This window comes from Streptomyces dysideae, from assembly GCF_001514305.1.
Classification (GTDB): domain Bacteria; phylum Actinomycetota; class Actinomycetes; order Streptomycetales; family Streptomycetaceae; genus Streptomyces; species Streptomyces dysideae.
The window spans coordinates 12,000-38,172 of sequence record NZ_KQ949130.1 but is presented as its reverse complement, the minus strand read 5'-3'; the positions used below and the strand labels follow the sequence as shown (position 1 = coordinate 38,172).

Below are 26,173 nucleotides of genomic sequence, written 5' to 3'. Positions count from 1 at the left end.
CCGCACCCATGACCGCGGACCGGGAGATCCAGGACGAGATCCAGGACGAGATCCAGGACGAGGAACTCATGGGGATCGCCCAGGACCCCGAGCAGGCCCTGCGGCTGCGCCGCTCTCTGCGCACCATCGCCGACGCGACAACGCTCGGCCCGGACCTGCGCGACATGGCGCGTTCGGTGCTGAGCGGGCGCGTCGACGCCAAGGACGCCTTCCAGGACCCGTGCTACACCGAGGCCGTATTCCAGCGGATGCACGAGATCCGCCGGGCGGCCGACGACCAGACGTACGCGGAACGCCAGCAGTCCAAGGCCCGGTTCACGGAGTGGGACGCGCGGCAGCAGGCGGAGCTGGACCGTGAACGTGCCGAACGGGACGCGCCGGTGCACGGCTCCGGCCGGGGAGCGCGGCCGGCTCAGCGCTGAGGCTCGGGCTCGACCGCGTCCTGAGTGCGGTCGCGGTCACGGTTGCGGTCACGTTACCTTCACCAGCCCCCACTGGAACGCGGCTCATACCGATCGGTAGGCTCCGATCGAAGATCGCTTTTGATGCGATGTGATGCCCGCAGCGGGCATCGCGTCGGGCACGGGGGTAGCCAGTGAGCTCTGACTTCGACGACATACGTCCGATATCCGCGCTGAACACCGGCCCGGATCCACGCATATCCGCACCGACCGCGCCCGCCACCGGCACGGACCCGCGCACGGCGTACCAGATGCCGGAACCGCCCGCACAGACCGATGTGCGCGACCTCGACCCCGCGCCGCGCGCGACCACGGGCGGCGGCCAAGACGGCGGCTACGACGGCGGAGGCATCCGGACCATGTCGGCCGGGGGCGACTCCGGCGGCGTACGGACGAACAGCCTGCACGGCGTGGAGGACCCCGCCGCGCTCAACCGCGCGGGACAGGCCGCCAACGAAATGGCGGGCGTCGTGCAGAGCCACGGACACGTCGGTGACGACGAGCGCATGTGGGGTGCGGTGGGCGCCCTCAGCGGCGACCTGTGGGGCGGGCAGCTGGGCGTGGAGCTCAGCAGGACGATGGAGAGCTGGGACAAGCAGGCCACGCGGCTGAAGAAGCTCTGCCAGGAGATCGGCACGCGGTGCACCACGACCGCGGGGAACTACACGCGCACGGAGTCGGCGAACGAGCAGGAGATGAACGCCGTCCACAGCTCCCTCTCCGACTTCAACTGACAGGACCGGCCCAGTGATCGCCTACGAACAGCTCTACCACCTCGACGTCGACGGCATAAAGAGCGCCGTCGACTCCTGGAGCGAGTACATCCGCCGCTACGACGCCATGGACGAGGCCTACGACGCGCAGGTCGTCAAGAACTTCGACCAGGCCGGCTGGACCAGCCTCGACGGCACCGCCCTGTACGCACGTACCCAAGTCGTCATGGCGAACCAGGAGTTCACCGACGCGGTGACCGAGGGCAAGGGCATCCGCACCGTCCTCCAGGATGCCTACGACGAGCTGAGGAAGTACAAGAACGACCTGCACCAGCTCACCGAAGATGCCAAGAAGGACAACATCACCATCAGCGCCACCGGTGAGGTGTCGCTGACCAACCCGGACCCGGACGGCGACAAGCCGTTCATCCCGACCGGTCCGCTGATGCCGGACGGGCCCTCCGTCAACCAGCTCAAGGTCGAGTTCTGGGCGGCGAAGATCGCGGTCGTCCTCGCGGCCGCCGACAACGCCGACATCTCCGCGTCGCACGCCCTGCGGCGCAACACCGGCAAGGGCGGCGACGAGGGCTTCAACGACAAGACCGTCAAGTCCGTCGACCAGGACGAGTCGCAGCGCGCGTCCAGGCTGCTGAAGAAGTACGAGAAGGGCGAGAAGCTCTCTCCCGCCGAGCTCAATGAGCTCGAGCGGCTGATGAGCCACAACGAGAAGGACCCCGAGTTCAGCCGGATGGTCGTCGACAGCCTGGGCCCGGAGACGACCCTGCGCCTCGCCCAGGACCTGGAGGCCTCGACCAGCGCCGGCGGCGGCGACACCGAGAAGTACCGGAACATCCAGAACGCCCTCGCGAACAACATCGCCACCGCCAACAAGGACAAGGAGTTCTCCGAGCAGTGGCGCAGGGACATGGCCGCCCTCGGCACCAAGCGTCCCGACGGCGAACCCGCCGGCCCCTACGGCTACCAGACCCTGTCGAAGCTGCTCCAGGAGGGCGACACCGAGGGCTATCCGGCCCACATGGTGCACGGCCTCACCGACGACATGATCGCGGCCGAGAAGAAGAACCCGGACATCTGGAACATCTCCGACAGTGTGTACTCCGGTGATGACGCGGAGAAGAAGGCGGTCGTCGACCCGGTCGACAACATGCTGGGGATCATGAGCGACCACCCCAGGGCGGCCACCGACTACCTCGACCCCAAGGGCGGCAACGACCGCCTCAAGTACCTGCTGGACGACCGCGACTGGCCCGCGACCGAGGTCAGCGAGCGCAGCCACAAGGACGAGCTGGAGCTGGACCGGCACGAGGAGGACGCCACCAACTCCCGCACCGGCTTCGGCCTGGCCCTGGAGGCGGCCACCACCGGGGCGACGCCGGGCGACGAGCGGATCGACTTCAACGGGCACACCGCGGCCGAGGCCCGTGTCATGCAGGCCACCATCGAGCGCCTGGACGACTACGGCAAGGGCGGCGGCGACTCCACCATCCCGGAGAACATGCAGAAGCCGCTCGCCCGCGCCCTGTCCGACTACACCGAGGACACCCACGCGATCATCGCCGGTGACCACAAGGGCTACGGCAACGAGCAGGACGGCACCAAGGACGCCTGGACGGACGAGAACGGCAGATCACACATCGGCGTACAGGAACGCAGCGTCATCCGCGTCCTGCGGGGTGTCTCGGACGACCCGGAGAACTTCAACCAGATCTACGAGACCGAGCGCGTCTACGCCGCCGAGGTGATGGGCCGCGCCTCCGAGGAGCCCGGCAACGCCAACGAGAACTGGGAGGTCCCGGCACGCGACGTAGGCACAGTGATGGGCGCCTACAACGCCATCGGTTCCGACGTCATCCTCGACGACCGGGACGAGCGCAAGCAGTGGGCGGACGACGCCGCCAAGCAGCGCTACCACATGGGCGGCATGCCGCTCACCTTGATCCCGCAGGTCGGCGACACCGCCCAGCGCATCCTGGACCAGGCGACCTACGACTGGTCCAAAGACATCAAGAACGAGGCGGACGCGAAGGCCAACTCGCAGAACGCCGAGGACCAGGCCAAGGGCATGGCCGGCACCAGGGACATCATCGACGCATGGGCCAGGGACCGCGATTACGACGAGGACGACAACGCCATGCGCCAGGTGAAGCAGGAGGCCGAGCAGAGCTACAAGACATCCCGCAACTCCACGCACACGATCCTGGGACACAGCAGCTGATGCGCACGACGAACACCACAGTCATAACGGGGGCGGCGCTGCTGGCGGTGGCGGCCGGGGCAGCCGGGACGCTCTACTTCACCGGCGTACTGGACGGGGCGTCGCCGTCCGGCGCCGCGTCCGCACTCTGCGAAGGCCTCGTACCGCAGGCCCCGTTGGAGGAGTTCCTCGGCGGGCAGGCGCTGTCCACCGACGACATGATCACGGCCCGGCTGGACCAAGAGCCTCAGGAGTGCTCGGTCCAGCCGAGGCGCGACCCGTTGCCGGCGTACTACGACGAACTGAACGTCACCGTCAGCCGGTACGCCGGGAGCAGGCAGCTCCTCGTGTACCTGGAGCGCAGTATCTCCGACGACTGGAGGGATGTGGTGACCCCCTTGGGTAACGGCTGGCGCGGGGTGCTGAACACCAATGGCATAGAGGGCCATGCCGCGGTCGTGATGCTCTGCGGCGACGGCGGGCAGAGCGACGGCAGCGTCGTGGTAAACCTGACGGCCCGCCATCGGGGCAACACCTCGCCCCAGATCACATCGGAGCAGCGCGTCCAACTGGCCCGGCTGGCCACGGGCACCGCGGTCAACGCCGCCGAACAGGCGGGCTGCGAGGCCCCGCACGGCAAGGCCGTCCGGGAGGTGGCCGCCGCTTTCCCTGTGTCCGTGCCCTACGACAGCTCCGACAGGTCCGGGGTCACCGCGCCGGGCGAGGCCACCGGCACCTGCGCGGGCATCACGGTGGACACACGGGAAACCGAGGCCGACCCGCTGGCCCCCATCGAGGACTGCCTCCTCCTCGACGAGGCGGGCGATCCGGCCTTCCGGTTGGCCGCGTACTACGGCCCGTTCGTGCAGGGCGGGTTCGTGGCGACGTACAAGCGCGGTGACAGCGACAAGTTCCGTGGCCCCGCCGGAGGTTCGGACGGCCTGTACTGGGCCAGCGCCTCCTGCCCCGCGCAGGGCGGCACCGCGTTCTTCACGTCGGAGACCCTCCACGTCCCGGGCGACGACCGCCACACGGCCGCGGACCCCGAACTGCAGCAGTCCGCGCTGCGGACGTTCGCGCGGCGTTCGGCCGAGGAGCACGGCTGCAGCACACCGGAGTTCTCCGGGGGGAATCCGGAGAATTAGGGTCACACTCCATCGGCCGGGGTCTGAAGCAAACGATCAAGTTCGCAAAGTCAGCGACTTCTGAAAGGTCAACGAGCAGCAGCCTCCGTCGAGTTGGCACAACCTGCGAGGTTCCTGCACCGACTGCCAGTTGAAGCGTTCGCATGTGCGTTGGTAGGTTCACGCCGGTCGAGACCCGCCGACCCTCCCGATGAGGTACCCCTTGGACAGCGCCCCCAGTAGTTCCGGCAAGCCCGTGGACGACTCCGAGTTCCTGGAGATGGTCCAGCAGGACGCCGTCCAGGCCAGGATCCTTCGGCAGTCCCTGGAGCATCTCTCCTCGGGGCTGGCGGGAGATGCCCTCAAGGAGATGGCTCAGGAGGTCCTCTCCGGACGTATGGGGCTGCGCGAGGCGGCCAATGTGTCCGCCTACGCCGAGCAGGCCGTGGAGCACGCGGCTCCGCTCGCCGAGAAGTGGGCCTCCATGTCCGACAGCGAGCGTGACGCGCTCGCCGCGGAAGGGGAACGCCGGCTCGAGGAGGAGCGGCGGCAGCTCGATGACGAGCGGCGTGCGGAGTCCGAGAACCGGTCGGGTACGAAGTCGCGTCACGACGGGCGCGGCTGGTCCCTGTACTGAGCGGCCGTACCACCGGCGAGGTCAGCTGATACGGGCGATGGGGGAGATGTGAACTTTCGGGTAGAACCCGGTGCGATCGACGGCTTCTCGAAGCTGGTGGGGCGTGCCGCGGACGGCAGTGCGCAGGCCGTCTCGTACACAGGAACTCATGCGCAGATCGAGAAGTCGGCGGGCGGAGACGCCTGGGACCTCGTCGCGGGTGACCACGACCGCTATGTGAGCGAGGCCAAGAAGGCTCTGGAGAAGGTCAAGGGCCTTCTGGAGGCGTCCGAGAAGGAACTCGCGGGGACGGCCAAGTACTACCGCGAGACGGACAGCGGCGAGGCGGCCAAACTCGACGCCACCTATCCGGGTTCCAAGGTGTCGGGCGGCGGTTCCGGAGGCGATCCGCAGGACTTCTCCGATGCCAGTGACGCCGTGGACATGCTGAAGCCGTCGAGCGACAGTGACAATCCCCTCGTCAAGTACGCGTCGGGGCACGCGGACGAGTACAAGATGAACCCGGTGCAGAAGACGCTCGGCAGCGTCCTCGACATCGGCAGCCCCTCGGCGATGGCCGTGGAGGCATCCAAGCTGCTCTTCGACTTCGACCCCTTCGCCGTCTGCACGAACTGGGTGTTCGGGGACTGGAACTCGTACAACGACTGCTCCGACGTATGGGGCAACCTCGCGTCCTTCTGCGATGCCGTGGCCGCCAATGTGCGCAAGGGCAACCAGAACGTCGGTCTCGGCTGGGACGGCAACGCCGCGAACGCCGCCACCGTGTACTTCGACGAGCTCTGCAGGAAGCTCGACGAGATCAAGGAGACCTTCGAGTCCCTGCAGAGCTGTTATGCGCAGGCGGCGCAGATGGCGTTCCAGTTCGCGGAGTTCGTCAAGTCGTTCCTGGTGATGTTCTGCGACCTGCTCGTCATCTGGTTGGTCAACCTGCTCGCGGCGCAGGCCGTCAACGCGATCCCCGTCGGCGGGCAGGCCGCGTCGGTGGCCATGTTCGCGCTGGCCGCGGCACAGGCCATCCGGCTCATGCAGATGTGGGCCGAGGCGGCCAAGACGTTCGACGCGTTCGCGTCGGCGCTGAGCGCGCTCGGGGTGGTCATGTCGGCGGCCATCAACGGCTTCTCGGCGGCGGACGGTTTTCCCCAGGTGGGCACTGGCGGCTACGACCACGCCGCGGTATGAGCGGTATGAGCGGCACATGCGGTACGAGCGGTAGAAGGTAGACGGGGAGAAGGCGGTTCGGTCATGGGTTTCATCGGCGGGGTCAACGGCCTCGACGTCTTCCTCTCGCGGTCCCGCATCATGAGCGTCGGGTCGGTACCGGTCTGCTTGGCCGCCATGGTCTTCTTCATCAAGGAAGAGGGCTGGCACTACAGCTTCCTCCTGTGCTGCGTCCTGCCGCTGATCGCCGCGTACCTGGGGGTCCGGGGCGCGCGGGAGATCCGTACGGGGCTGGCGGCGACGGGGCTCGCCCTCGCCGTTGCGACGCTGCCGTTGACGTTCGTACTGGCGTCTCTTGAGGGGGCGTAGCGCGATCGGCTGGCCGGCCCGACGGGCCTTGCCGGGTGACTTCGCGCCCCCCGTCAGATCAGTCCTGGGTCCTGGTCTTGAACGCTGAGCTCCGCTGCCATGACAACGCATGGCGGCGAGGCGGCGGACATGCCGGACGGGATGGGCGAGCGGCCGCTGTCGTCCGGGGCGGGCGCGGACGAACTGCGGGCGCGGTTCCAGGCTCAGGGCCGACCGGGGCTCGTGGAGAGCCGGCGGCGTGATGCGCGGCAGGCACGTCGGATGTACGTGGCGTTCGCCGGGCTGGTCGCCGTCATCTGCCTGGTCCTCATCGTCGTACGCCTCGGCAAGGGTGACGCGGTGGGCGTCTGGACCGCCACGTACGCCGTGGGCGTGGTGGTCAGCGGTTCCGGTGCTGTGCTGGCCCGGAACGGCCGCACCCGTCGGGCGATGGCGGTCACTTGTGTCGCGGCGGCGGTGGCGAGTCTCGGCGACAGCCCCATGTTCCGCTGAGCCGGCGCTGAGCCGGGTCGACTGGAGGCAGTCGTCTGAAGCTGTTCGTAGGCGCCCCATCCAGCTGATGAGAAGTCACACCTGACGGCGCTTGTTACCGACGACGTAGGCGAGGCCCCAAGCTGCGGCTGCGGCGACCACGAGGCCGAGCGGGGAGAACCAGTCGACTCCGTCGCTGACTTCGTCGGTCCACCAGGCCTTGGCCGGGAAGAAGGGGTCGTACTCCACCATGTCCCAGACGGCACTGGGCGCTTGGCTCTCGGCGATCATGAGCGGGATGGCATTGGCGTAGCCGAAGAAGGCGCCGAGCGCGGCGACGACGGCCCCACCGATCCGGGCGCCGTTGCTGCGGTGCCCCACCGAGCCGACCAAAGCGCCGACAATCGCTCCGTTGAGGCAAGCATGGGCCAGGTAGAGGGTGTTGGCCGCGGTGAGCGACATGTCCCTGGACGTGGCCAGGACGAGACCGCTGTAGAGCAGCGAGACGACGACTGAGACGAAGAACCCGAGGAAGACCGCGCCGACGGGATGACCGCCCGTGTTCGGCTGCTGTCCGAAGGGCGGCGCCTGGAACGGCGGTCCGGGCTGCATCGGGTACATCGGTTGCCCCGGGACAGGAGAGTGTCCGGGGTACATCGACGGCTGGCCGGGAACGGGCGCCGACGCGGCCTGCTGCGGGGGTTGCCCAGGGGCGGGCGGTGGTCCGAAACCCGGGGACTGCTGCGGTGGGGCGGGCTGGGCGTACGGGTTGTAGGGGTTCTGCGGTGGCTGTGCCGGCGGCGGTGGCGGTTGGAACGGCGGCTGGCTCATTGATTCCCCACGGAGTGAACTGGCAGAAGCAGCAAGCTATCAGTGAGATCAGGAGGTGGCTGTCGGAGCCGGAGCGGGGTGCGTGAAGGGGCCTGCCGCAACCGGGCAGCTGCCTTGCAATGATCACGGGAGTCAGTCGGGGCACCAGCTCACTGCGGCCCGGGTCGACGACGCCTTCGGGAGCGGCATGTGCTGCGCATACCCGAGAGGACCCTGCCCGAGGGGCTTGAACACCCCGGAAGCAGACGGCACTTGCGGGACCTCGGCCTTGGTGAAGCACAACGTGTGATCGAAGCCCCGGCTGTTGTGGTGCTGAATGCCGTAGTCGTACTCCGACCCGCACTTAGCTGCCGGGCCGCCACCGGGTCACACGAAGTAGCTGATCAGGAACGAAACCCCGGCCCCCACAAGCCCCACCCCGATCATCCCGAGCACGGCCGCCCGCGTCGCTCCCCGCCCCGCCGCCTCCCACGCCGCGTCGAACGAGATACGGCTCCGGCCGAACGGAGCGAAACCGCTGACGAGGCAGAAGACGCCAAGCCCCGTGAGGACCCACCCACCGAAGAAGGCGCCGAACCAGCGCCAGGCCCGGTCCATGCCGGTCTGGAGGTAGTCGGCGTCCGGCGCGTCGTCCGATGTCGGCGCCTGTGCCTGCTGCACCGCCAACTCGGTGCCCTGCGCGTACCGTTGCCTGACCTGTACCGCGGCGTTGGCGTCCGTGCTCTTGCCGTCCTCGGAGACGAAGGTGCCCTCGCAGCGGACGGGCCGGCGGTTCTTACGGCTGCTGCGGGAGGCGTTGTTCGGGTAGCTCACGTCGCACTGCTGCACGGTCAGGGTGCCGCGCGTGCCCGCCCAACCCGCCGCGTACGCCCCCTCGTACGCGCCCCATCCGCTCAGCACGAGCCCCGCGAGCAGGAAGACCAGTCCGCCCGCGCGCCCGAGGCGGCCGAAGGCTCTGCCGACGAGGCCGGCGAGGGAACGGTCGGCTCCGGTGCCGCTTCCCGTGCCTTGCGTACGAGCCATGACGATACGGTCCCTCTCCTCGGTCCTGCGCCTCCTGGGCCGGCGGGGCCAGCATGGCATCCGTATGTGACCGGAGATACGACGGGAGATAATTCGGGTACCGAGAGGCGAGGACGAACGAGGAGAAGCGACATGACCAGGAGCCCTGAGAACTCACCGAACCCCGACGGCTCTTCACCCGAGCGCGGCGTGCTGGACGAGGCACTCGAACCGGAGCAGATACGTTCCCTGAACTCCGCCCTGCGCAAGCTGTCCGAGACCGGCGGCGCCGGCAAGGACCTGCAGGAGGCGGCGAAGGGGCTGCTCTCCGGCCGCATCGCCCTGCGCGACGCCCTGGACGACCCTGCGGTGGCACGGGCTCTGGGCGGCGGCATGGCGTCCCTGCGCGGTCAGTGGGAGTCACTGTCGGAGGAGGAGCGCGACCAGGTCAGGCACGGGGAGGCGCCGGCGAGCGGTGGCCCCTCTTCGGGGTCGTCCGAGCCGAGGGGCTCGGAGGGCCAGTCCTCGCAGTCCGGGAAGAAGAACCAGGGGCGCCACAGCGGCGGATTCTCCCTGTACTGATCAACTGATCACGGCACTGATCACTGGCGCTGCCTGCGATACAGCGCGATGGCAGACTCGGTGGGGTAGTTGGGGACGGTGACGGTCTCGCCGCTCTCCTTGGAGACCACGATCTTGCTGCCGCCGGGCGGAGCGGGCTGGGGCCGGCCGGCGGCGTCCGTGGCAGGAGGGAACACCGCGTACACCAGGTAGCCGATGTCGAACTCCTCGACTCGCAGCTCGGCAGGGGTGCCGTCCGGCAGTCTGGGCTGCGCGTACCTGCTGCGCACGATGGCGAGGGCCTGCTCGGAGGTGGTGGGCGGTGCCGGGTTGTCCGACGTCACGAGTTGCTCTCCATTCTTGTCTCGGTGGGGATGTTCAGAGGGCAGGCCGGTCAGAACAACCCGTGCCACATCTGCTCGACGATCAGTGACCACCAGGTGTCCGCGTTCCACAGCGCGGACGCGTCGACGGCCGCCAACTGCTCCTGCAGAGCGGCCACTTCCCCACCGGCCGCGACCGGGTCCAGGCCCTGCATCCGCTGCCGTGCCGCGGCGAGCAGCGCCAGGGAGCGGGTGAAGGCGGCGACCGAGACGTTGACGTAGCGCGCCTCGGCGGTGACGGGATCCACCGCCCAGAGCGCGCCGAGGCCGTCCGGCTGCCCCGTACCCGGCAGGCACTGCACCGCGACGACCGCGACCCCGTCGAAGCCGATCCGGACCAGGTGCGCCAGGGCACCGATCTTCTCCTCGCCGGCCGGGCTGCGCCGCTCGCGCAGATTCGTGGCGACGTCGGTGAACAGGCCGCCGGCCGGAGGGGCGTCGGGCCGGTCGGCGGTGAAGAAGAGCGGGAGGTCTGTGGGGAGCCCCGCCCAGGTGAGCGTCGACTTGGCGGGCTCGGGCAGCGGACTGTCGGCGATGTCGTCGGCGTCGAAACGACGTACGGCGTCCTGGCCGAACACCTCGACGAGATGGCGGCCCAGGGCCACGTCACGCATCGGCTCAGCAGGCGTCACCTGGGCGGGAACCGGGACGCGGTACGGGCGGGGCGGTGGCTGCCGGCCCGCGATCCGGTGCATCGTCTCGACCTGCTCGACCAGCGCGGTGACACCCTCCGCACGCGCTTCGGGACGGGCTCCGTAGGTCTGTGAGCAGGAGAGCTGGGCGTTGGGGAAGGAGTTGAGCAGCTCGGCCGTGTAACCGCCGGGGAGCAGGCTGGGACGCAGGTCGGTGTGGACGGCGACGACATCGCCGACGGGTACGTTCATCCGCTGCAGGTCGGCCCACGCCTGGTACTCGGCCGGGGGCAGCCCCGGAGCGGAGGTGCGGAAGAGGGTGGTCTCCTCGCCGTTCGCCGGGTCGACGTAGGTGAAGACGGCGGTGTTGCCGGGGCCGGTGACCGGACGGGCGCCTCCTTCGGACGCGCCCGCGTCCTGTCCCGCACCTCCGTGCTTCTGCCGGTACATCTGCACGACCTCCTCGACCGGCACCGATGGCCAGACCGTCAGCTCGCCGGTACGACGGTCCACGACCCCGCACGCGTTGCCGATCTCGGCGGGGGGGCGACGCTCCCCGGTCACAGGATCCCGCTCGGGCTCCGCCGATGCGGCCCACACGACCCAGCCGAGGTCGAACTCCTGCATCCGGATCTCACGGCGCGGCTCCGCCGAGCCTCCCGGGTTGAGCCAACGGTCGGCGATGGCGAGCGCCTGCTCCTGGCTGGTCACGAGGAGGCTCCTTCGAGATAAGTCGAGAGGGTGAGGAGGTCAAAGGGTGGAGGAGATCGTGCGGCATGCGGCTACGAGGCTATCGCCGGGTCCACCGGGCGGATACGGAGGGCCTTCGCCCCGCGCTCGGTCGCGACGACGACTATGCCGTCGGGGGACAGGTCGGCGGAGGTGAACGGGACGTCGGAGACCAGCGCGGCCATGACCTCCTCGCTCGCCCGGTCCCAGACGCGAAGGTAGTCAGCGCCGCGGCTCAGCCCCAACGGGGCGGCCGCACGCTCCTCCTCGGACGGGCGCAGGATCTGCTCAAGGTCCGCCTCGCCAGGGCCGTCCGGCGGTACGAGGCCAAGAACGAGCACCGCGGACTCGCCCTCCTCGCCCGTCGGCCGTGCGCCGGGAGTGCCGGGCGGTACGACGAGCACTGCCACTCGGGTCGCAGGTCCTTCGGCGTTGGGGATGCTGCCGACCGTCACTTCACTGATGCCGGCGACGGGCAGGCTCCACAAGGTCTGCCAGGGCAGTTCGAAGCCGAGCCGGTGCAGGGCTTCGGCATACTCGGGCAGTCCGTCCTCGACGAATGCCGTCTCCAGCAGAGCGGCACGCCAGGGCTCGGAGACCTCGTTACGGGTCAGCAGGGGCGCGGCACGCAGATACGTACGGGCCGCTGCGCCCAGCTCCTCGACCGGGACGGCCTCAATCGCGGCCCGCAGCGGCACCGGGTCGGCGTGGACGAACAGCCCTGGGTCCGTGAGGAGTTGCGGAAGCAGTCCCGCCGCCAGTGTGTGGCCGGCGATGCGGTCGCGTACGTACGGGTCGGCCCTGCCCCAGTCCTGCTCCGGCACGGCCTCCAGCAGCGCCATCGCGATCTGCGTCTGAGCGGCGGGCACGTTCGGCAGACCGGCTCGGATGGCGTCGCCTACGGCGGGGTGAAATAGGCGCAGTCGCGTCCATCCGCTGCTCTCGTCGTCGCCGTCCGCTTTCTGGTCCACGGGCTGTATGAAGGGGGCGACGAGCCGCATCCCGTTTGCGACGGCCTGGCTCATGTCCTGTCCGGCGACCGCGCTCGCCAGCCGCGGCCACAGGTGGACGGGCATGCCGTCGGCCTCGGTCAGGGCGAGCGGGGCCAGCATCAGCCGCAGCGTCTGCGGGTCGGTGCCGAGCCGTCCGGCATGCAGGTCGAGTGCCTCGCCGACAGTGGTCGGCAACTGGCCTTCGTCGGCTGGGTCGAAGCCCTCGGGGACGAGGAGAATGCTCTGGATGGCAAGTTGTACGACCAGTGGGCTGGTGCCCGCCCGGCGCCCGATGGCCGCGGCGACGGCGTGCCGGGCCTCCGGATCCACGGTGAACGGCAGGTCCGCTCCGGCGAACGAAGGTGCCAACGCCGCCTCTGCGTGCCGTACCAGCCCAACGGGGTCGGCCCACGGTGGCTCGTCGAGATCGATGATCTGTAGTGCGTCCGCCGGAAGCCCGTCGGCCAGTTCGGTCACGAGATGGCGTGGCAGCTCCGCCACCAGCCGAACCGAGTCAAGGGCGGCGAGCGGCTTGAGTACTTGGCGTACGAGTACGGAGGGTTCGTCCGTGTGCCGGACCGGGCCCGCCTGATCCACATCCAGAACCACGAGGGACACGGGGTCGCCGATTGCCGCCAGCTCCGAGTAGATGTCTTCGGTGCGGTCCACCGGTAGCTCGTAGTGATCGGCGATAGCCCAGAGGAATTGCTGGGCTGTCAGTCCGCGCGCATTCGCCGCGGCGGGTGCGGGCAGTTCAGGAGGCACGCTTGACGGATCGAGCCGATCCAGATCCAGTTGCCTGCGGGACTCCGGATCGCAGAGCATCAGAAACCCGGTGAGCAACCGCGAGCGGCCACTGCCGGAGCTTCCCGTCAGGGCCACCACACGAGGCGCCCCCGGCCGCGCCATGCGCCAGGCGGCGAGCGCACGCAGAGCGTTCGTGCGCCCACCTATGTGGGGGTGCGGAGCGTAGCCGTCCGTTGAATCGGTCATGGATTCCCGTCCTCCGCTGGTGCGGACGTGTGCGAAGGCTTTCGACTGTCGGGCACTTCAGGCCATGGGCCGGTGCGGGCTTCAGATGGGCAGGGCGCCCTTGAAGCGGGAGTTGGGTACGTCGGGGTGGGTGGTGGCGAGCCAGCCGTGGCCGTGGGTGCCGGAAGCGGGCATGCGGCCGGGTTCTACGGACAGGTAGTCGGCCGCCGTGACGGCGTAGGGGACACCTTCGGCGTATTCCTCAGCCTCGTCCTCGTCCGCGTCTTCTCGGTACTCCACCTCGAAAGGCAGTGGTTCTCCCTGAAACTGCGGCTCGTCGTAACTGCCGAAGCTTCGCACTCCGTGGCCATCGCGGGAGACGTACCAGTTCTCGGCGCGGTTGTACGGGTCGAGAATGTAGAGGTGAGCCTCACCGCATCGCTCGCTGAGCTTGTCGGCCAGCGCGAAGCCGTCGAGCTGGTCGATGAAGGAGTTTCCCCACAGCATGCACCAGTTCTGGATCGGAACCTCCGAGAGCCACGTCTCGAACGCCGGCGTGATGAACACACGGTAGGCGGTCCGTGTCGTCCCCTGGGCGTCCTGGAACTCAAGGGAGTCGGTGGCCTGGGTGGCGGCGGCCACCCCCATGACCGTGGTGGCCGCCCGAACGTCGTGAAGGCCGAGAGCGGCTACGGCGTCGTCGAGCCGGTCCGCCGGAAAGGCCAGCCAGCGACCGGCCTCCGACGGGACTCTCACCGGGCGCTCGTCCAGGAGCTTGATCCGCACGAGACGCTCCACGGCGCCGAGGTCACCCTCGTCCAGGCACTCGGCGCCCCCCAGATCGACCAGGACTTTCAGGGCGTTGCCGCGCAGTCGCCCCGGCCCCTGTCGCCGGATCTCCCGCAGACGTGGCACTGCCTGGTCGCCGAGCTTCCGAAGGACGGACTCGGCACCCCACTTCAGCCGGGACGGGCCGGCTTCTCCGGCGTAGGGCAGCAGAGTGTCGACCACCTGTACGCCGAGGGCGACCAAACGGTCCTCCGCGGCCTCCCACACGCTCCGATCATCGTCGCAGAGGTCCCGTACAAGCGCGTTGAAGCTATCTGGCATGGTGCACAGCCTAGTTGTGGTGTGTGGAGAGTGGATCAGGGCGCCGGTGAACGGCCTATTACTCGTGCAGGCTTAGCCGATCATGTTCGTCTTGAGCTTCTTCCATGTTTCTTGGAGGGAGCTGATGTGCCGATCAAATTCGGCATCGATGGCATCCTCCTTATGAGTAGCGGTCCGCTTGCGTTGCGCGTCGAATTCACCCTTGATGGCTTTAGTGAGAGCGTCTCCGGACTTTCCTTCGAGCTTCTTCAGTGCCTTTTCGAGGCCCTCTGGGTCGTTCTTGTAGTGTTCGCCCCACACCTTTTCCGCGAGCTGCCTGGAATCCTGATCCGGCATGCCCTTCATCTGCTTGACTATTTCCTTCTTGTCCTCCGCCATATCTCCGCGAATGCCCACACCCGCCGGGTCGTCACGGTAAGTCGTGGTGTAGTGGATGGGTATGCCCTTCAAGCGCTCGTCCCGGAGAGTGTCAGAGCATCTCGCGTGGCCCTGACCTTCACCGCACGGTTCCCGCTCGGTGTACAGCCCGAGAGGTGTGTAGGTCGATCCGTCCGGGTCCATGCGCTTCAGCCAGTCGAGCAGGTGTCGCTCCGAGTGACGCGGTTGCACGCCCTTCAATTCCTTGTTGGCCGGTACCGACGAGTCGACGATGTATTGGACGTCATTCTTCGGCGGAGGGCCCAGAACCTCCAGGACGGCGTAGTTTTTTCCGCTGAAATCAGGTCCGTGGCGTCTGATTTCCTTGAGCTTTCCCTCCTCGAGGGCCTTGAATTCCGCCCGCTTGAACAGCGCGTTCATCGCCATACGATGCAGCCGCACACCGAGCGACTCCTTGGAGAGCTTCGCGCCTCGATCCGGGGTGTCCTTGGCAGGGGCAGCCTCGCCCTCGTTCCGGTAGGGAAACGGGATCCGTTCCGGGCTGGCGCCCACAGCGTGTGCCTGGTGGAAGGACAGGCTGAGCCTGGCGAGGGACGCCACAACGGCTTGCTGCTCTCCTCGCGACAGGTCACCGAAACCGGGCAGGCTGTCGATGAGCTGATCCCTGGTGAAGCTACGAGGCCCGTCAGGATGGGGATGCTTCCCGGCTCCGGCCGTCGCCCGCACGACGTTCGCGAGGGCGCCCGACTCCGTCCAGCCGTTGAGTCGGGCGTGGACCCGGTCGAGTTCGACCCGGTGGACACTCTGTTCCCGGCGCAGCCGCTGCTGCAGCGCGTCGGGCTCCAGGCCGTATTCCTTGGCCTTGTCGGGCTCCCGTGTCTCATGGGTACGCGAGACATCACTGTCCGGGCCGCCTTCGGTGACACGGCGGCTTTCGGCCGCCGTGTCACTGGTGCCCCGGTCGTGAGGCTCGTCGTAGGGGCGGTCGTCGGGATCCTTGGTGCTGTTCTTGTCGCCCGTCGGATCCGAGGGGTCGTCGTGCGGGTGAGCGTCCTGTCCGGCGGGGTTCTCGGGTCCTCGGCGGGCTGTGTCGTCGTCGCGGGTGTTGTCTGCTGGACGGTCAGGACGGTCAGGACGTGCCGGGGTGTCGCGGGGGGCGTCGGGCCGTTCGTCTCGGTGGGGTTTCCGGGTGGACGGGTCCTGCCCGCGTGGATCGGCCGACCGCGTAGTGGGGCTGTGCTGCTGTGAGGCCGCGCGCGGGTCCGTGACAGGGTGCCCCTGGCTGCTGGACCGATCGGTGGTCGGGGCATCCGCTCCTGGGCGCGTGGAAGTGTCGGAACGGTCGCTCGGCGAGTCTGACTGCGGCTCAGGTGCCGGATTGGTGGCCCTGTCCGGGCTGGGCGTACTTGCCTCGTTGGTGCGAGTGCCGTTGTCGCGCGGCGACGTCTCGTCCTGACCAGGGGTTGTGACCCGGTCGGATTCCGAGTGCGGGAGGTTCTCGCCGGGAGCGTGTGCGGGAGCCTCGCCCGCGTGATCCGGCTGGTCGGCCTGCTGGTTCTCGGGACCGTCCGATGCGTTGTCGGTCTCCTGCTGGGCACTGTCACTGCCCTGCTGGGACGTGTCCGTCCCCTGCTCGGAATTCTCGGAGTCCTTCGAGTCCTCGGCGTCCTTGTCGTTGGACTGGGTGGTGTCGATGGGGTTCCGGTCGGCGTCCAGCGGGATGTGGAAGACGTCTTTCGCGTTGTCGAGATGGATGGGCTCGGTGCTGACCTGCCCGCTCTGGGTGTCGATCCAGACGATCTTGCCGTTGTGGTTGACGACGTTGAAGGCGTGGCCGCCTCCGCCGTTCCAGTTGACCTGGACGATGGCCGCTGAGCCGGGTCCGGCGTTCTGGAGGACGGAGGCGATGTTCTGGGCGGTGTTGGGGTCGTTGCCGGGGCCGGCGTAGGTGTGGGCGGCGCCGGTCCAGCGGATCTGGTTCTCGTTCGCGTTGTTCTCGGGGGACCAGAGGTTGGGTTTGCCGTTTTCGTCGGTGTCGAGGGTGCGGGGGGCTGAGACCTGGGGGTTGCCGTACCAGGTTTCCAGGAAGGAGCGGGAGCAGTCGGCGCAGTTGTTGCTTCGGCCGGGGACGGTGTTGCCGCCGTCGTTCTGGAGTTGCGTGTAGGGGCCGAAGGGGTCGGGGAAGCGTTGCGGGGTGCCGTCTTCGTTGTGCGGTACCGCGTCGGCCAGTGCCTGCTGATCGGCGGGGTCGGGGTCGGACAGGCCTCCCGGGTGGTGGTCCAGGTCGGAGCGGATGTCGTCCAGGCTGTCCTGTTGGGGCTGCTGCTGGTGGTTGGGGTCGCCCGGGTTGGACTGGGGTGAGCCCGGCTGTTGCGGCGTGGCAGGGGGCGAGTGCGACGGGGGCGTCGAGGAACTCGGTGTCGTGACGACGGTGTGGATCGGGACCGCCGTCACCTGCTGCTGTTGTTGTTGCTGTGGGTTGGGCGGTGTGTTCTCCGGCTTGTGAGGCTGCGCGGCCGGCTGCTGCGGAGTGCTCGGGGTCGGCGGGGTGTTGGGTGTGTTGCCCGCGGGCTGGTGGGGTGGCCTGTTGGGGCCGGGGCCGCCGCTCGGCTGGTTCGGCGTGCCGGGCGTGCCAGGGGTACTGGGTGTGCCGGCGGTGTCAGCGCGGCCCGGCCGCGTAGACGGGCTCGGGGCGTTGTTGCTCGGTGCCGAGGTCCGGTCAGAGCCGGTGTTCGGGGAGGTGGAGGGCGTGGTCGTCGGGGTGTTGTTGGACGGGGGCGTGGTCCTGGAGGGCGACGACTGGGCCGGGTTCTGGTTCGGGGTGGTCTGATTCGGGCTCTGGCTCGTGGCAGGGCTCGGGTTCTGGCCGGGTGCGCGGGTGCCGGTCGGGTCCGCGTTGTTGCGCGGCGGGGTGCGGTCACCTGGTGTGGTGCCGGGGGTGTCCCGGGGAGGTGTGCGGTCGCCCGGCGTGGTGCGCGGAGTGTCCCGGGGCGGGGTGCGGTCACCCGGCGTGGTGCCGGGAGTGTTCTGGTTCGGGACGCGGCTGTCCGCCGTACCTGGCGTTCGGCTGTCGGTACCCGGTATTCGGGGGTCCGGTGTGGGCGTCGGCGTTGTCCGGGGCGTCGTCGGCGACGTGGGGCTCGGTGTGGATGCAGGGCCGGTCCCTGTGGCGGAGGGCGTGGTGGGCGTGCCGGTGGAAGGATTCCTGGCTGGGCCCGAGTTGGGGGTGGGGCTCGTCGCGGACGGGGTGCCTCCTGAGGCGCTCGGGGCGTTGTGCGTGCCCACAGTCGCGCCCCCGGTGGAAGGTGCCACGGGTGATGTCGGCGTGGCTGAGCCGCCGTCCGAACGGCCGCCGGTGCCGGTGGGAGACGGGTCGGCCGTCGTCGACGTCGGTGCTGCGTTGGACTGTGTGGGGACGCCGGCGGCCAGGCCGTCGATCTGGGTGCCGATCGAGCCGCCCCCCGGCGAGGACGACGTACTGCCGGACGACGCGGGCGTGGGCGTGGACTGTGCGGTCGGGGATGACAGGCCGGATACGGGGGAGCCGCCGTTCGTGCCGGACGGGCCGGAGGTGCTCGGAGTGCCGGAGGAGCCGTTGGAGTCGGGGGCGCTGGACGAAGGCCCGCCGGGCGAGGGGTCGTCGAAGTCCGACAGGGACGGCCCTGACTGAGACGGCGTCGGCCTTGAGTACGGGGTGTCCGAGGAGGACGGACTCCCGGAATCGGACCCAGACCCGGCCCCGGACCCGGAGTTGGGGCCCGCCCCCACATCCGGTGCGCCGATGCCGGCGCCGCCCGTGTCGGCGGATATCCCGCTGCCTATGTTCACGCCAGGGCCGGTGCCGTTGCTCGTACGCGTCGAGGTGGAGGAATCCGACCCCGACGAACTCGAGTCGGAGGACGAGGAGTTGGAGGACGAGGAGTTGGAGGACGAGGAGTTGGAGTTGGAACTTCCCGACCCGGAGTCGCCGCCGCTGTCGCCTCGGCCGCCGCTCTCGCTGCCACCGTCTCGGCCGTCGCTGCCGCTGCCCGATATCCCCGACGGCCCGTCGTACCCGTCGATACGGCTGTCGATCGCGTCACGGGCCCGGCTACCGGCCTTCTGGCCCAGGCTGTCGCGGACGCCTTCCGCGAAGGTCTGCGGGCTCTGCCTCAGGGCATCAAGGCCTGCCGTGCCGCCGGCCTTCATGGTGGCGCCGACGTCGTAGCCCTCCTGGGCGCCGAAACCGACGTTCACCGTCTGCCGGATGAGGTCGGTGATCATCGCCTCGACCGCCGAGATCGCGGGCTCCTTCATCGTCTCGATGAGCGCGTCGATCATGGCTTGTTTGAGCTCGTCCAGGAGGCGTCGGACGATCAGCCGGGTGACCTGGGTGGCACCGAGGCCGGCGACCTCGGACAGACCGAAGGTGAACGGCGCTGCGGCGTGGGCGGCGACGATCTCGATGGCCAGCGCGATCAGCTGGGCGATCACCGCCCACTTGGCGAACTCGACGAGGAAGGCGCAGGCATCCAGCACGTTCGCGATGAGGAAGGCGGCCTGCGCGGCGTTCCGGAGGTAGCCGTCGGAGCCGCCTCCGCCGTCGAACTTCTCGTAGGCCTTGGTGAACTTGTCGATCGCCTCGCCGGCGTTGTGGGCGGTCACCGTGCGGGCACTGGTGTTCGCCGCGGTGTGCAGTTCGGTGACGTTCTCGCCGAACTGCCGCCACAGGGCGGCCGAGTCTCTGAGCTTGTCCTCGTTCGCCGTCGGCCAGCGGTAGCCCAGCATCTCGAGAACCCACTCGAGCTCGTCCGGCAACATCATCGCCACAGCAGAAAGCACCCCCGTCAGCCAATGTGGCCGTACAACTCCCCCACTCATCAAGGGAAACCACACAGATGTACAGCCGTGCCCAAAGCTTACGGACTCACCGGCAGGCAACTTCAGAGGGTTGCTGTCACAAATTCGTTGCAGGGCAGCACTGTTGTGCCGAGGGGCAGCTGACCCGGTACAGCCGTTGCGTCAGTGCATACGGCCCCGAGTCCGCTCCTTGTGCCCCTTGATGTCGGGTCGGCCGATGTGCCCCTCCGCGCGCTCCGACTCTCCGAGCCAGATGTGCGGGACGTACTGCTGGACCGCCGTGACCACCTGCTGTTGGAAGCCGGTGGGGAAAGGGACGCGGTAGCGCAGGCGGGGCAGGTCGGGGTGCAGCGGCTCCTCGTCGCGGACCAGGGTCCACAGGACCGGGTCGTCCCGGTCGATGGGGACGGTGGGGAACAGTTCCAGGGAGTAGAGCTTCTGGCCTCGGCCGAACTTGCTCCAGTGGAGGCCGACTCCGGCGAGGCTCTGCCGGGGGATGACGTTCCGAAGCCTCCCGCTGTCGACCCACAGGCCGGTGTGGTCGACGAGGATCCTCGTGTTGCGGTTCGCCCAGTTGGCGATGAAGAGGAACACGCCGGCAACACCCAGCGCCAACATGAACACGAGGCCCGCGAACCCCGTGACGGTGGACTCGCCCTTCTGGTTGCCGGTGGCGATCACGACAGCACCGAAGACACCGACGGCGCCCATCGCGATGAGGAGGACGGAACAGGGGAGTCCGACCACGGCACCGCGGCGGCCGGTCCGGATGACTGTGGCATCCGGCGCGGGGGAGGGCGTGTGCGATGGCGACATGGTGCGTGAGCTTAGGGCCTGTCCGGCGGATCATGTCGCAGATGCGGGGCTCGGCACGCCCATCTGCTGCGTTGTCGTCGGTTGCCGACTCCCCCACTCTCGACTTCGCTCGAGCGGGGGGACCCCCATCGCGTCGACGCCCTTCTCCGCCTTGCAGCTGGACGCACCAAGCCCCGCTCACCGGCGTCCATGAGGGGCCGCCGATTCCCTGCGACCTGATCCGCCGGACAGGCCCTAGCGAATTCACCTACGCTGCCTCGTCATGACGACGCACGACCGGGAACGCGGCGGGGAACAGGTACAGATGCAGGTGCGAGACGGCGAGGGCGAACCGGCCCTGCCCGGCGTGGACGAGCTCAGGGCGCGTTTCCAAGGGCAATCGGATCCGGGATTCGCGACACAGTGGTCACGGCTCGCGCGGAACGCACGCGGCGGCACCATGGCTGCTGGGGCGTCGGTGGCACTGGCCTGCCTTGTCGGGATCGTGGGGCGTCTCAACAGTGGTACGGAGGCGGGCGTTGGGACCGTGGCGTAGGGCGTGGGCCTCGGAGCCGCCGGTCTCAGCGTGGAGTTGGCGCGGCGCGGACGGACCCGCTGGGCCATGACGCTGATGCTGTTGGGGGTGGCGGGCGCGACGCTGGGGAACGCGCCGCGCTGACCATGCTCAAGGAGCTTGATCAGCTGAGCATGCTCGATGAGCTCGATCAGCTGTCGGCAGCCGAGAACGGCCGCCGCCCGCTGCTGCGGCGGCCGGTGAGCGAGACGAAAGCCTCCGGATCACGATCGCCACGACCCTGATCTCCGGCGCCGAGCCGACCCCGGAGCAAGCCGATTGACCCCAGTGTGAACGCCGAGGGCCCCGGAGCCAGTCGACCTAGTCGGCCACCAACCCCCCGTTGTGCGGCGCCGGTTCCAGGTCGAACTCCCCGTCCCGCGCCCCGAGTACGAACGCCCGCCACTCCGCTTCGGTGTACCGCAGCACGGTATCGGGGTCGAGGGACGACCGCATGGCCACGGCGCCCTCGGGCAGGTACGCGATCTCGACTCGCTCCTCGTGCTCCTCGGTGCCGGGCGCGCTGTGCCACTCGACCCCCGAGATGTCGAGGGCGTACAGCTCGTCCCGCTCCCGTTCCTTGCGGGCCTTGATCTCGGCCTGAGTCTCGACCTTGTTGTGCTGTGCCTCGGTCATGCTGCGGGGGCCTCTTCCTGACATGTGAACGAAGTACGCGTCTCACCCTACTTGCGTGGGTGGCCGCCGCACATCCGTTACGGATCAGGGGTGCTGCGCTGTGCGCAACGTGCCCTGCGCGACTCCGGGCGGCAGCTCCACCTGGCCGTCGTACTCGGTGGTCGTCGCCTGCCAGATGGCCAGCTCGTCGGCCTCGTTCTGCTCGTGCGCCACACCCATCTTGGTGAAGGCGACCCCCATGCCCGCGATCCGCTCCGCCAGGCTGCCCATCGAGTCGTACATGCCGTCGCGCAGGCCCTCGTAGACGACTCCGAACTTCTCGCCGATGTCGTCGTCACCCCACGGCGGGGTGTCACCCTCCTCGAGGCTGGTGAGCCCGGCCGTCAGGCTGGTCACGGCCTTGGAGAACTCCACGCCGACGTTGAACATGTGGAAGCCCTCGGTCTTGAGGACCTCGGGATCGGAGTTCATGTAGTCCGACGGCACAACTGCCCCCCCGTGGCTCGTCTTCTCTGTCGCAACCCCACCTTAGCGGTGGCACCCGTACCAGACCCACCCCCCACAGGCAACGGAGAGGGGCGGCACCCACCCGGGTGCCGCCCCTCCGTCCATCGCTGGAACCGCTAGAACCGCGCGGGAAGCCATCCGGTCTGGATCAGCTGCCCACCACGCCGCCGCGTGTGGAAGTACCCACGCCCGGGCGGCAGTTGCGACGGAGTGATGTTGCCGAGCAGCGCGCCCTCCGACCGGTCTCCGGAGAGCACGATGCCCTGGGCGCCGAGCTCGCGCATCCGCTGCATCACCGGCTCGTACAGCGACCGGCTCGCACCGCCCGAGGAGCGCGCGATGATGACGCGCAGGCCGACGTCACGGGCGAAGGGAAGGTACTCGAGGAGCGGGGACAGCGGGTTCATGCCCGTCGCCACCAGGTCGTAGTCGTCGATGATGACGAACGCGTCCGGGCTGCTGTACCAGCTGCGGTTGCGCAGCTGCTCGGGCGTGACGTCCGGGCCCGGCATCCGGCGGCTGAGCGAACCGGCGAGGCCTTCCAGTGTCTCCGACAGGGCGGGCGCCGACGCGCAGTACCGCGACAGATGCGTCTCGGGCACCCCCTGCAGGTGGGCGCGCCGGTAGTCACCCATGACGATCTTCGCCTGGTCCGGCGTGTACCGCTCGGTGATCTGCTTGATGAGCAGCCTCAGCATCGCGGACTTACCGGACTCGCTCTCACCGAACACGATGAAGTGCGGGTCCGTCTCGAAGTCGACGAAGACGGGCGCGAGCGACGACTCGTCGATGCCGATGGCCACGCCGCGGTCCGGGTGCTCGAACCCCTTGGGCAGCCGGTCCGACTGCAGGACCTTGGGCAGCAGCCGTACGGACGGGGCGTGGTTGCCCTGCCAGTTGTCGTTGATGCCGCGGATGAGGATCGACGTCGCCTCCGACAGGTCGTCCGTCTCCGAGGAGCCGTCGACCCGGGGCAGCGCGGTCATGAAGTGCAGCTTGTCCTGGGTCAGACCGCGGCCGGGCACGCTCGCGGGGACGTTCTGGGCGACCTTGCGGTCGATCTCCGACTCGGTCGGGTCACCGAGCCGCAGCTCGATGCGGTTCTGCAGCATGTCCTTGAGCGCGGGCCGCACCTCGGTGTAGCGGCTCGCGGTCAGGATCACGTGCACACCGAAGCCGAGGCCCCGCGTCGCGATCTCGGTGACCGTGGACTCGAGCATCTCGTAGTCCGTCTTGAAGGTGGCCCAGCCGTCGATGACGAGGAAGACGTCCCCCCACGGCTGGTCGGGGAGCTGCCCGGCGGCCCTGCGCTGCCGGTAGGTCTGGACCGAGTCGACGTTGTTGGTACGGAAGTACTCCTCGCGCGCGTTGAGGATCCCCTCGACCTCGCTGACCGTACGGCGCACCCGCTCGGCGTCGAGACGGTTGGCGACCCCGCCGACGTGTGCCAGCTCCTCCATCGCGATCAGGCTGCCACCGCCGAAGTCCAGGCAGTAGAACTGCACTTCGGACGGCGTGTGGGTGAGGGCGAACGACGAGATGAGCGAGCGCAGCAGCGTCGACTTGCCGGACTGCGGGCCACCGACGAACAGACCGTGACCGGCGCCGCCCGAGAAGTCCCGGTACAGCACGTCGCGCCGCTGCTCGAACGGCTTGTCCACCAGGCCGACCGGCACGTTGAGCCGCCCGAGCGCCGTGTAGTCCGGCGCGGTCAGGCCGCGCTCCGGAGTGACGGCGAGCTGGGGGAGGAGCTGCTCCAGCGAGGGCGCCTCCTCGAGCGGGGGCAGCCACACCTGGTGGGCGGGCGGCCCCTGGTTGACCATCCTGCCGACGATGACGTCCAGGACGGTGTCGGCCAGCGCGTCGTCCACCCGGTTGTCGGGCTCCGGCTCCTCGATCACGGGCTGCGGGGGCAGCGCCACGTGCTCCGCGGTGAAGAGCGCGGGCCGCAGCTGGGTGGAGCGGTGCACCCTGGACGGGCCTTCGCCGTGGTACGGCCCCGACACGTACGCGGCCTTGAAACGGACCATGGTGTCGGTGTCGTACCGCAGATAACCGGAACCGGGGATCGACGGCAGGTGGTAGGCGTCCGGGACGCCGATCGCCGTACGGGACTCGGCGGCGGAGAAGGTGCGCAGACCGATCCGGTACGACAGATAGGTGTCCAGACCGCGCAGCTTGCCCTCCTCCAGGCGCTGCGACGCCAGCAGCAGGTGCACACCCAGCGAACGGCCGATGCGGCCGATCTGGATGAACATGTCGATGAAGTCCGGCTTGGCGGTGAGGAGTTCGGAGAACTCGTCGAGCACGATCACCAGCGAGGCCATCGGCTCGAGCGCGGCGCCCGCCGCCCGGGCCTTCTCGTAGTCGTGCAGGTTGGCGTAGTTGCCGGCCGTGCGCAGCAGCTCCTGACGGCGCTGCGTCTCACCCATGATCGAGTCGCGCATACGGTCGACGAGGGTGAGGTCGTCAGCGAGGTTGGTGATCACGGCCGCGGTGTGCGGCATGTCCGCCATACCGGCGAAGGTCGCACCGCCCTTGAAGTCCGCGAGGATGAAGTTCAGCGTCTCCGAGGAGTGCGTCACCGCGAGACCGAGCACCAGCGTACGCAGTACCTCGGACTTGCCCGAGCCGGTCGCGCCGACGCACAGGCCGTGCGGGCCCATGCCCTCCTGCGAGGCCTCCTTGAGGTCGAGCATGACCGGCTCGCCGGACTCGCCGACACCGATCGGCACCCGCAGCCGCTCGTGCAGCGTGCGCGGACGCCAGGTGCGCGAGACGTCCACGGTGCCCGGGTCGCCGATGCCCATGAGGTCGGTGAAGTCCAGGTTGGACAGCAGGGGTTCGCCCTCCTCCGCGGAGCCCACCCGGAAGGGGGCGAGCTGCCGCGCCAGCGACTCGGCCTGCGCCGTGTTCAGCACGTCGGGCTTGCCCGTGTACGCCGACTCGTGGCCGACGAACAGCCGCATCCTGTCCGGCTTCACATAGGCCGTCAGACCCGCGCGCAGCTCCTCCTCCAGCTCGCCGGGGGCGATCTCGAGGAAGGTGACGCCCTGGAGCCCTTCGGAGCTGGCGAGTTCGGAGTCAGGCGGCACGGTGCCGCCGTCGAGCACCACGATCAGATGCGGCTGGTCGTAGACGGGGTTCGCTTCCCGGTTCCAGCGGGGCCGGTCGTCCAGCTGGTCCGCCAGCGCCTCCTCCAGCTCGCCGAGGTCGTCGAACAGCAGCCGGGTCGAGCCCGCCCCGTCCTTGGCCTTCGGGTGCTGGCTGTGCGGCAGCCACTTGATCCAGTCCCAGTCCGCCGCCGCGGAGGGGTGCGCCACCACGGCGATCACCAGGTCCTCGGGCGAATGCAGCGTCGCCAACTGACACAGAGCCGCACGGGCGTTGCCGTACACCGTGTCGGTCTCTCCACAGATCGTCATGTGGTAGAAGGCGCGCAGCGAGACGGCGACGGGCAGGTCGGTCAGACTGCCGTGCGCGTCGAGGAAGGCCTTCATGGCCGCCGCGGTCAGCGGCTCCAGCTCCTCCTTGGGGGCCGTCTCCGGTGCGACGAGCGGGGTGTTCAGCTGCTGCACACCGCGACCGATCCGTACGGAGGCGAAGTCCGCGTCGACCGGGCGCCGCTCCCACAGACGCGTGCCGTCGGCCGCCACCGCCCACAGCTGCTCCGGGTCGGGATGCTGGAAGAGCTGGCTCTGCCGCTGCAGTTCAGCGGTCTTCTGTACGTCCTTGCGGACCTGTTCGAGGTAGCGGAAGTAGTCACGCCGGTTCTGCGCCATCCCCGCGCCGCCGCCCTGCCGGGACTTGGCGAACTGGGCGATGGCCATGGCCAGGGTCGAGGCGAGCATCAGCCCGCCGACCACCCTCATATAGGAGGGCAGGTTGGGCATGAAGAAGAAGCCGACGGAACCCAGCATGCCCATCATGGGCAGCAGGTTCATCAGCGCGCTCTCGTCGCCCTCGCGGGGAATCTCGGGCGGCGTCTCGAGTTTGACCTCGCCGTCCGGGACGACCGGGGGCACTATCCGCGGTGGCCGTTTGATGATGACGACGCTCACCGAATGCACTCATCCTTCGCGAT

General features: G+C 68.9%; 21 protein-coding genes. 9 read left to right on the top strand and 12 right to left on the bottom strand.

Annotated features, from left to right (window positions below; translation table 11 throughout):
• Positions 1 to 8: 8 nt before the first annotated feature.
• The 8 genes from AQJ91_RS45370 (at position 9) to AQJ91_RS45335 (ending at position 7,169) form a co-directional block, all read left to right on the top strand.
• Positions 9 to 422 (top strand): hypothetical protein, encoded by a 414-nt coding sequence (locus tag AQJ91_RS45370; RefSeq protein WP_234383422.1) that lies wholly within the window; start codon positions 9 to 11, stop codon positions 420 to 422.
• A 173-nt stretch (positions 423 to 595) separates the two neighbouring features.
• A complete protein-coding gene (locus AQJ91_RS45365) occupies positions 596 to 1,195 on the top strand; it encodes a WXG100 family type VII secretion target (RefSeq protein ID WP_067035231.1) in 600 nt (199 codons plus the stop codon).
• A gap of 13 nt (positions 1,196 to 1,208) precedes the next feature.
• On the top strand, positions 1,209 to 3,410 hold the full coding sequence (locus AQJ91_RS45360; protein WP_067035229.1) for a hypothetical protein: 2,202 nt from the start codon (positions 1,209 to 1,211) through the stop codon (positions 3,408 to 3,410).
• Positions 3,410 to 4,534: a hypothetical protein gene (locus tag AQJ91_RS45355; RefSeq protein ID WP_067035226.1), complete on the top strand. Its 1,125-nt coding sequence runs from the start codon at positions 3,410 to 3,412 to the stop codon at positions 4,532 to 4,534. The genes AQJ91_RS45360 and AQJ91_RS45355 overlap by 1 nt, the downstream gene beginning before the upstream one ends.
• Before the next feature lie 202 nt (positions 4,535 to 4,736).
• On the top strand, positions 4,737 to 5,150 hold the full coding sequence (locus AQJ91_RS45350; protein ID WP_067035223.1) for a hypothetical protein: 414 nt from the start codon (positions 4,737 to 4,739) through the stop codon (positions 5,148 to 5,150).
• 48 nt (positions 5,151 to 5,198) lie between these two features.
• A complete protein-coding gene (locus tag AQJ91_RS45345; RefSeq protein WP_067035220.1) occupies positions 5,199 to 6,329 on the top strand; it encodes a hypothetical protein in 1,131 nt (376 codons plus the stop codon).
• A gap of 63 nt (positions 6,330 to 6,392) precedes the next feature.
• Entirely contained in the window at positions 6,393 to 6,677 is a 285-nt protein-coding gene (locus tag AQJ91_RS45340; RefSeq protein ID WP_067035217.1) for a hypothetical protein, read from the top strand.
• A gap of 99 nt (positions 6,678 to 6,776) precedes the next feature.
• Positions 6,777 to 7,169, top strand: coding sequence for a hypothetical protein (locus AQJ91_RS45335; protein WP_234383421.1), 393 nt, complete (start codon positions 6,777 to 6,779; stop codon positions 7,167 to 7,169).
• A gap of 75 nt (positions 7,170 to 7,244) precedes the next feature.
• On the opposite strand, the gene AQJ91_RS45330 is transcribed toward AQJ91_RS45335, so the two are convergent.
• A complete protein-coding gene (locus AQJ91_RS45330) occupies positions 7,245 to 7,760 on the bottom strand; it encodes a hypothetical protein (RefSeq protein ID WP_234383420.1) in 516 nt (171 codons plus the stop codon).
• Positions 7,761 to 8,345: 585 nt separating this feature from the next.
• Positions 8,346 to 9,002, bottom strand: a complete 657-nt coding sequence (locus AQJ91_RS54180; RefSeq protein ID WP_067035210.1) for a hypothetical protein — start codon at positions 9,000 to 9,002, stop codon at positions 8,346 to 8,348.
• Positions 9,003 to 9,134: 132 nt separating this feature from the next.
• Between AQJ91_RS54180 and AQJ91_RS54175 the strand changes: the two genes are divergently transcribed.
• Entirely contained in the window at positions 9,135 to 9,563 is a 429-nt protein-coding gene (locus AQJ91_RS54175) for a hypothetical protein (protein ID WP_067035207.1), read from the top strand.
• 20 nt (positions 9,564 to 9,583) lie between these two features.
• Here AQJ91_RS54175 and AQJ91_RS45315 read toward each other — a convergent pair whose 3' ends face one another.
• The 10 genes from AQJ91_RS45315 to eccCa form a co-directional block, all read right to left on the bottom strand.
• On the bottom strand, positions 9,584 to 9,886 hold the full coding sequence (locus tag AQJ91_RS45315; protein ID WP_234383419.1) for a hypothetical protein: 303 nt from the start codon (positions 9,884 to 9,886) through the stop codon (positions 9,584 to 9,586).
• Positions 9,887 to 9,936: 50 nt separating this feature from the next.
• Entirely contained in the window at positions 9,937 to 11,268 is a 1,332-nt protein-coding gene (locus tag AQJ91_RS45310) for an SUKH-4 family immunity protein (RefSeq protein ID WP_067035204.1), read from the bottom strand.
• Between the two features lie 71 nt (positions 11,269 to 11,339).
• Positions 11,340 to 13,271, bottom strand: a complete 1,932-nt coding sequence (locus AQJ91_RS45305; protein WP_067035201.1) for an ATP-binding protein — start codon at positions 13,269 to 13,271, stop codon at positions 11,340 to 11,342.
• Between the two features lie 81 nt (positions 13,272 to 13,352).
• Positions 13,353 to 14,360 (bottom strand): hypothetical protein, encoded by a 1,008-nt coding sequence (locus AQJ91_RS45300; RefSeq protein WP_067035198.1) that lies wholly within the window; start codon positions 14,358 to 14,360, stop codon positions 13,353 to 13,355.
• Between the two features lie 72 nt (positions 14,361 to 14,432).
• Positions 14,433 to 19,541, bottom strand: coding sequence for a toxin glutamine deamidase domain-containing protein (locus AQJ91_RS45295; protein ID WP_067035194.1), 5,109 nt, complete (start codon positions 19,539 to 19,541; stop codon positions 14,433 to 14,435).
• Between the two features lie 198 nt (positions 19,542 to 19,739).
• Complete coding sequence (locus AQJ91_RS45290; RefSeq protein WP_067035191.1) at positions 19,740 to 20,393, bottom strand: YdbT family protein; 654 nt, start codon at positions 20,391 to 20,393, stop codon at positions 19,740 to 19,742.
• A gap of 247 nt (positions 20,394 to 20,640) precedes the next feature.
• Complete coding sequence (locus AQJ91_RS57630; RefSeq protein WP_267891314.1) at positions 20,641 to 20,766, bottom strand: hypothetical protein; 126 nt, start codon at positions 20,764 to 20,766, stop codon at positions 20,641 to 20,643.
• Positions 20,767 to 21,267: 501 nt separating this feature from the next.
• Positions 21,268 to 21,582 (bottom strand): DUF397 domain-containing protein, encoded by a 315-nt coding sequence (locus tag AQJ91_RS45285; protein ID WP_067035188.1) that lies wholly within the window; start codon positions 21,580 to 21,582, stop codon positions 21,268 to 21,270.
• Between the two features lie 84 nt (positions 21,583 to 21,666).
• Positions 21,667 to 22,053, bottom strand: coding sequence for a hypothetical protein (locus tag AQJ91_RS45280; protein WP_159054807.1), 387 nt, complete (start codon positions 22,051 to 22,053; stop codon positions 21,667 to 21,669).
• 152 nt (positions 22,054 to 22,205) lie between these two features.
• Positions 22,206 to 26,150 (bottom strand): type VII secretion protein EccCa, encoded by a 3,945-nt coding sequence (gene eccCa, locus AQJ91_RS45275; protein ID WP_067035182.1) that lies wholly within the window; start codon positions 26,148 to 26,150, stop codon positions 22,206 to 22,208.
• Between the last annotated feature and the right edge of the window lie 23 nt (positions 26,151 to 26,173).